Source organism: Nocardiopsis sp. KDC1DS13DA1 (genome assembly GCF_055632325.1).
The window spans coordinates 1-473 of sequence record NZ_JBVMUY010000044.1 but is presented as its reverse complement, the minus strand read 5'-3'; the positions used below and the strand labels follow the sequence as shown (position 1 = coordinate 473).

The window sequence follows — 473 nt, the reverse complement described above, 5'->3', positions numbered from 1 at the left end:
ATCGACCTCGGTACGACGAACTCGTGCGTCGCGGTCCTGGAGGGCGGCGAACCCACGGTCATCGCCAACGCCGAGGGCTCCCGCACCACCCCCTCCGTCGTCGCCTTCGCCAAGAACGGTGAGGTGCTCGTCGGCGAGGTGGCCAAGCGCCAGGCGGTCACCAACGTCGACCGCACCATCCGCTCGGTCAAGCGCCACATCGGCACCGACTGGTCGGTGAAGATCGACGACAAGACCTTCAACCCGCAGCAGATCAGCGCCTTCATCCTGCAGAAGCTCAAGCGCGACGCCGAGGCCTACCTCGGTGAGGACGTCACCGACGCGGTCATCACCGTCCCGGCGTACTTCAGCGACTCCCAGCGCCAGGCCACCAAGGAGGCCGGCACGATCGCGGGCCTGAACGTGCTGCGCATCATCAACGAGCCGACCTCGGCCGCCCTCGCCTACCACCTGGAGAAGGAGGGCGAGGCCAC

At 67.7% G+C, this 473-nt stretch carries 1 protein-coding gene; it reads left to right on the top strand.

The features are described from left to right. A partial coding sequence (locus tag ACTVAJ_RS26170; protein WP_470390936.1) for an Hsp70 family protein occupies positions 1–473 on the top strand: 473 nt, incomplete at both ends.